Raw genomic sequence first — 827 nt, 5'->3', positions numbered from 1 at the left:
CACGGTTACTTATAGTTATACTGATAGAAACAGCTGTACCAACAGCGATACTGCCAACATACTTGTAAATACAGCTCCAACAGTGGACGCTGGAAATTATGGTCCGTTGTGTGACAACGTTAGTCCTATTACCTTGACAGGAACTCCAACAAATTCCAACGGAACATGGAGTGGACCGGGCGTTACCAACAATGGAAACGGAACGGCGACCTTCAACCCAGCAGGATTGAGTGGTTCTATTACCGTTACCTATAGTTATACTGATGGAAACAGCTGTAGCAATAGCGATACTGCCAACATACTTGTAAATACAGCTCCAACAGTGGATGCTGGAAATTATGGTCCGTTGTGTGACAACGTTAATCCTATCACATTAACGGGAACCCCTACCAATTCCAACGGAACATGGAGCGGATCTGGGGTTACCAACAACGGAAACGGAACGGCGACCTTCAACCCAGCAGGTCTTAACGGCTCCATCACGGTTACTTATAGTTATACTGATGGAAACAGCTGTACCAACAGCGATACTGCCAACATACTTGTAAATACAGCTCCAACAGTAGACGCTGGAAATTATGGTCCGTTGTGTGACAACGTTAGTCCTATTACCTTGACAGGAACTCCAACAAATTCCAACGGAACATGGAGTGGACCGGGCGTTACCAACAATGGAAACGGAACGGCGACCTTCAACCCAGCAGGATTGAGTGGTTCTATTACCGTTACCTATAGTTATACTGATGGAAACAGCTGTAGCAATAGTGATACTGCCAACATACTTGTAAATACAGCTCCAACAGTGGACGCTGGAAATTATGGTCCGT

At 45.5% G+C, this 827-nt stretch carries 1 protein-coding gene; it reads left to right on the top strand.

From position 1 onward, the window contains the following. Positions 1–827 (top strand): hypothetical protein (locus A7A78_RS15140; RefSeq protein ID WP_207489368.1); only part of this gene is annotated, 827 nt, incomplete at both ends.

The sequence above is a fragment of the Aequorivita soesokkakensis genome (assembly GCF_001641085.1).
Classification (GTDB): Bacteria; Bacteroidota; Bacteroidia; order Flavobacteriales; family Flavobacteriaceae; genus Aequorivita; species Aequorivita soesokkakensis.
Note: the sequence above shows the minus strand (reverse complement) of the source record. Positions and strands in the feature narration are given on the sequence as shown.